Source organism: Sphaerochaeta sp. S2, from assembly GCF_016406725.1.
In the GTDB taxonomy this organism is placed as follows: domain Bacteria; phylum Spirochaetota; class Spirochaetia; order Sphaerochaetales; family Sphaerochaetaceae; genus Sphaerochaeta.
Genome location: NZ_JAEKNT010000543.1, coordinates 1 through 6,021 on the forward strand (window position 1 = coordinate 1; position 6,021 = coordinate 6,021).

At 51.7% G+C, this 6,021-nt stretch carries 5 protein-coding genes; all 5 read right to left on the bottom strand.

What is annotated here, in order from left to right; all coding sequences use genetic code 11:
- A partial coding sequence (gene purD, locus JF818_RS16045) for a phosphoribosylamine--glycine ligase (protein ID WP_198893049.1) occupies positions 1–1,295 on the bottom strand: 1,295 nt, incomplete at its 3' end.
- A gap of 3 nt (positions 1,296–1,298) precedes the next feature.
- Positions 1,299–2,456, bottom strand: coding sequence for a phosphoribosylaminoimidazolecarboxamide formyltransferase (locus JF818_RS16050; protein ID WP_198893050.1), 1,158 nt, complete (start codon positions 2,454–2,456; stop codon positions 1,299–1,301).
- 3 nt (positions 2,457–2,459) lie between these two features.
- A complete protein-coding gene (gene purN / locus JF818_RS16055) occupies positions 2,460–3,749 on the bottom strand; it encodes a phosphoribosylglycinamide formyltransferase (RefSeq protein WP_198893051.1) in 1,290 nt (429 codons plus the stop codon).
- Positions 3,746–4,765: a phosphoribosylformylglycinamidine cyclo-ligase gene (purM, locus tag JF818_RS16060; RefSeq protein ID WP_198893052.1), complete on the bottom strand. Its 1,020-nt coding sequence runs from the start codon at positions 4,763–4,765 to the stop codon at positions 3,746–3,748. Before purM ends, purN begins: the two co-directional genes overlap by 4 nt.
- Positions 4,766–4,774: 9 nt before the next feature.
- Positions 4,775–6,021 (bottom strand): amidophosphoribosyltransferase (gene purF / locus JF818_RS16065; protein WP_198893053.1); only part of this gene is annotated, 1,247 nt, incomplete at its 5' end.

Genomic DNA, 6,021 nt, shown 5'->3' on the forward strand with positions numbered 1-6,021 from the left:
GGGTTATGTATACACGACGAACCATGCTCTTCCTCCTGCAATGCTCTCTTCCCAATATCCCTTCGATACTGCTTTCCCTCATAGGTAACAGCATCCACTGCCTTATACGCCACATGTATCGCTTTTGCCAATGTATCACCGGTCCCCACCACATGGAGGACCCTTCCCCCATCAGTCACCAAATTCCCCTGTTCATCATAGGTGGTTCCACCATGATAAACCGTAGTATTCTGGGGAAGGTCGCTGATGGTAATCACTTTTCCCTTTTCATACCTGACTGGGTAGCCACCACTGGCAAGTGTCACCGAACAGGCAGATTCCTTTCTGCTCACCACCGGGACACGATCGAGGGTCCCATTCCTGCAAGACAACAGGATTTCCAGTGCATCACCTTCCAAAAGGGTAAGTGCAACCTCAGCCTCTGGGTCCCCGAAGCGACAATTGTATTCAATGACCACAGGGCCCCCAGAGGTGAGCATAAGACCAAAAAAGAGACAGCCCACAAACGGACTGCCATCTCTCTTGAGTGCTGCAATGGTAGGAAGCACGATGCTTTCCATACACTCGGCTGCAACCTGCTCACTGTAGAATGGGTTTGGGGCTATGACCCCCATCCCTCCGGTATTAGGTCCCTGGTCCCCATCGAAGGCGCGCTTATGGTCCATGCAACTGACCAGAGGCTTTACATGCGTTCCATCACTCAAGACAAGCAAGGAAACCTCAGGCCCACTGACAAACTCCTCGATCACGACTGTCTGCCCACTGGAGGCAAAGACCTTCTCTACCATCATAGCCTGAAGAGCCTCTTCAGCCTCCTCAATCGTCTCTGCGATGACTACCCCTTTACCGAGAGCCAGCCCATCAGCCTTGACCACCAAAGGGAAAGAGCTTCGTGATAGGTGCTCACGTGCTGTGACAATATCGGTAAACACCTCATAGGAAGGAGTGGGGATATGATTCCGCACCATAAAAGCCTTGGCGTAGGATTTACTCCCCTCTAGCTGGCTGGCCACCTTGGTTGGACCAAAACAGGGAATCCCCTGTGCCTCCAATACATCGGCAAGCCCGCCGACCAGCGCCTCATCGGGTCCTATTACTGCAAACTCAATTGCATGCTGCACTGCAAATTCAGCAATCCCATTGTGGTCACAAAGCGGGATGGAGACCATCGTTGTAAGGGATGCAATTCCTGCATTATGTCCGATGCAAAACAGCTCAGTTGCCTTCTTACTCTTTGCAATTACTGCTGCCAAGGCGTGTTCACGGCCGCCTGAACCGATAATGAGGATACGCATCTTCTAGTGGTGGAAGAGACGGATCGCATTGCACACCATCAGGATGCCATGCTCATCACATGCCTTGATCACTGCATCGTCACGCAGGGAACCTCCACTTTGCACGATATAGGAAACACCACTCTGGGCTGCACGGTCGATATTATCCCTGAAGGGGAAGAAGGCATCACTGGCAAGGCTTACACCGGTAAATGAGGCTAGGATATCCCGCTTTTTCTGATCTGTGAGTGGGGGCACATCCTCACTGAAATAGAGCCCGGGGTCCTGGATTTCAGAGCGCAGATACGCTTCCACTGCATTATCCTTCTCATTCCTGCTCAAGGTTGGAAGGAAGGGAAGGTCAAGGACTTGCCTGGACTGACGCAGGTGCCAGGCATCGACCTTTTCCCCTGCAAGGCGGGTGCAATGGATCCTGGATTGCTGTCCTGCCCCCACCCCGATGGTTTGCCCACGCTTCGCAAAACATACAGAATTCGATTGCGTATACTTCAGTGCATTGAGTGCAACGAGCAAGTCAAGACGGGCCTCCTCTGTCAAATCCTTGTTCTGTGTGATGATCGGCTGAAGGACAGATGCATCCAGTACTGCAGTATTACGTTCTTGGGTAAAGGTAATCCCAAAGACACTTCTCGTCTCCAGCATTGGTGGTACATAGCCAGGATCTATCTGCAATACGACATACTTGCCGCCTTTCTTCTTCTGCAACAAGGCAAGCGCCTCAGGTTCGTAGGAGGGTGCGATAACCCCGTCAGAAACTTCACGCTTGATGATTCGTGCTGTTTGCAGATCACAGCGATCACTGAGACTGATGAAATCCCCGAAGGAAGACATACGGTCAGCACCACGGGCACGAACGTAGGCAGTGGCAAGCGGAGAAAGTTCCTCATGCTCCCCGATGAAGTACATCCTTCGCTCTGTTTCATTCAATGCAAGCGAGACCGCCGCACCTGCAGGACTGACATGCTTGAACGAGGCGGCTGCACTGAGTCCGGTAGCCTCTGCGAGTTGGCTGACCAGCTGCCAACCGTTCAGCGCATCAAGCAAATTGATATATCCAGGGCTTCCGCACAACACCTGCAGGGGAAGATCCCCCACTTCCATGCTTATACGCGCATGTCCTTGGTTGGGATTGCATCCATACTTCAAATCCAAATGATCCACCTTCTACCTCCCACTCTCTGCATTGATCAAGAACAGTTCAAAGGAACCGACTGAAAGATCGGTCTCCCGGACACAGAGTGCCACCCGATACGATTCATCAAGACTCTTCCATATCTGGTTGGCAATCTCACCTCCCGATCCCTTCAAGACCACTTGTCTCGGTTTTCCGGCGAAGGGAGGAAGAGGATTGCCATCCCCTTCATAGGTATGGATGAGATAACCTTCCCCTCTCCTTGGTTGAGGGTAGGGAAAGAGGGCTCGCTCACACGCTTCCTTCTTCCTTCTCAGGATTGAGAGGGTATACGCTCCGCCATCAGAGAAATCAACCAATCCACTGATACGGCTGGTATAGTTCGGGGCATCGGGTTCATAGGTGTGGCTCTCAAGAGCTTCTGCCATTCCCTTGCCTTCAGCAAGCAAGGAGAGGATGGTATCGCTCTGGTCGCCATTGGAGACCACAAGCTTGGTTTCATACGTATCCATCGCACGGTAGATGATCAGGGAAGGGTCCTTGACCAAGCGCTCATCAATCGCCTCAGTCCTGACAGTCCCCGCATCTGCAACCAACCGACGGTTTTTGCTGTGCTCGCTTCGGGCGGTTATGAAGTAGGCAACAATACTCTTTCCTTCTTCGTTCAATCCACACACAATACCCCTTCCAGGATATCGTTGTGCCTGCAGTGCTCTGTTCAAATCCATCCCATACTCCAATAATTGACAATAGTGCTCCACGGTTTCAGAAAGCAATTTCCACTCGACTGTCTCCAGAATCCGTTTTGCCAGACTCTCCGGCGTATCGCTTTCAAGCACCTCGAGCGAGCGCTGTGCAAGGATCGGACCGGCATCCGCTTCCTCACTGACGATGTGCACGGTTGCCCAGCTGAGTTTAACCCCACGTTCCAAGGCAGCCTCATGCACCCGCCTGCCATAATACCCTTTTCCACAGAAGCTGGGTATCAGGGAGGGGTGGATATTGAGAATCCTCTCAGGGTACTGTCTCACAACATTGCCACTGAGAATGCTCAAAAAACCAGCCAATACCACCAAATCTATGCGGTAGGCTCCAAGCAAAGCCAAGAGTTCTGTCTCAAACCGTGCCTTCTTGAGTTGTTTTTTGTCAAGGGCAACAGAAGGAATTCCCTTCAGCTTTGCCCGATCCAGGGCTAGTGCATCGCTCCTGTCGCTGACTACCAGGACAACCGAGCCATGATCGAGCAGGTGAGCATCAGCAGCATCAAGCATAGCCTGAAGATTGGTCCCACTCCCGCTTGCCAATACAGCGATACGGATCATGCGATCACCACCCCTTCTGATTCTGTCACTTCCCCAAGGACCCAAGCATCAGGAATAAGAGAGAGAGCAAGCTCAGCATCCTCTCCCCCGATGGCAAGTACCATTCCTACTCCCATGTTGAATGTGGCATACATGTCCTCATTTGGAATTGATCCTGTTTGTTGGATAAGACCAAAAATTGGTTTCTGCTTGATCGATTCCCTATTGATAACAGCGCCAAGGCCGGGGGGAAGCATCCTGGGGATATTTTCATAGAATCCCCCTCCGGTAATGTGGCTTGCCCCCTTTATGGAAATCTTTTCGGCAAGTTCCAACACCTGGGAAACATAGATTCTTGTTGGTGTAAGCAACTCTTCGCCCAGGGTACAGCCAAGTTCCTCATACCAATGAAAAAGCAAGGAAGGGTCATTATCCAGATCAAAGACCTGCCTGATGAGGGAGAATCCATTTGAGTGAACCCCGCTTGAGGGGAGAGCCAGGAGGCAGTCTCCACGCTTAATGGTGGATGGGTCGAAGATTCTTTCCTTTTCGGCCACAGCAACACAGAATCCTGCCAGGTCATACTCTCCTTCCTGGTAGAAACCCGGCATCTCTGCCGTCTCGCCCCCAATAAGGGCACATCCAGCCTGCCGGCACCCCTTGGAAACGCCTTTGACAATCTGTTCCACTTTCAGTGGGGCAAGCAGACCCAAGGCAATGTAATCAAGAAAGAGACGTGGCTTAGCTCCGCAGCATATGACGTCGTTGACGCACATGGCGACACAATCAATTCCCACTGAATCATGACGATCAAGGGCAAATGCTATCTTCAGCTTGGTACCTACCCCATCAGTACCACACACGAGAACTGGGTGGGGGGTGTCTTCCAGATCGAGTTCAAAGAGACCGGAGAAACCTCCGAGATCGGAGCGGACCCCGTCAATCATGGTGGAGGCAACGTGCTTTTTCATCAATTCAACTGCTTTGTAGCCCCGCCTCACATCAACCCCAGCATCTGCATATCTTTGTGCTTGCATAACCAGCTCCTATAACGCTTTGGGACAGGGATACTCACCGGTAAAACATGCTCGGCAGAACCCAATACCCGGATGATCTGAAAGTTTTATCACTTGGTCAATTGTAAGGAATCCAAGTGAGTCGACACCAAGGATTGCCTCCATGGCCTTATGGTCATGATTACAGGCAAAAAGATCTTTTTTTGAATCAATATCGGTACCGTAATAACAGGGGAACAGGAATGGAGGAGCCGATGAGCGCAAATGAACCTCTTTAGCTCCTGCTTCCCTAAGCAGGCGAACAATACGCTTGCTTGTGGTTCCCCTTACGATGGAATCATCAATCAGAACCACTCGTTTCCCTCGCACCGTTGAGCTGATCGGATTGAGTTTGATACGCACCGTACTCTCCCGCTCACCCTGCTTCGGTTGGATGAATGTCCTGCCAATGTACTTATTCTTGATAAAGCCAATCCCATAGGGAATCCCTGACTGCCTGGAATACCCGATTGCAGCATCAATCCCACTGTCAGGCACACCTATGACCACATCTGCCTGAGCAGGGTGCTCCAGGGCGAGGAATGCCCCACTACGGATTCTTGCCTCATGGACGCTGATGGTGTCTATGACGCTGTCGGGACGTGCAAAATAGATGAGTTCAAAGACGCAGAGGCTGGAACTAACGCTCTTGCAATGCTCTTTGTTGGAATGGATTGTCCCATCCTTCCCATCGATGATACAGATCTCCCCAGGCTCAATATCCCGAAGGAACTGAGCCCCAACAGCATCAAGGGCACAACTTTCACTGGCAAATACATACCCATCTTCCACTTTGCCCAGGCAGAGTGGACGGAACCCATGGGGGTCCCGAACGGCAATGAGCGAATCTTCGCTCATCACCAGAAGGGAGTAGGCCCCCTTCACCTCATCCATGGTTCTGGAGAGAGCCTCTTCCAGGCTTTGGGATTCCAATCGGTGGCTGGTGAGAATATGGGCAAACACCTCTGTATCGCTCGAGGAGTGAAAGAGCGAGCCTTTCAACTCCAGCGTACTACGAAGCTCCTGGTCATTGACCAGATTTCCGTTGTGGGCCAAAGCAAGACTGCCCAGCATATGATGAAAAATCATTGGTTGGACATTCTCCGGGCTTCTCTCCCCGCTCGTCCCATAGCGGGTATGGGCGATAGCCATCTTGGAGGAACCAGAGGGGAGCTCTGGGGGGTGCTCAAAAACATCGGCAACCAAGCCCACATCCTTGATAACGCTCAACATACCAT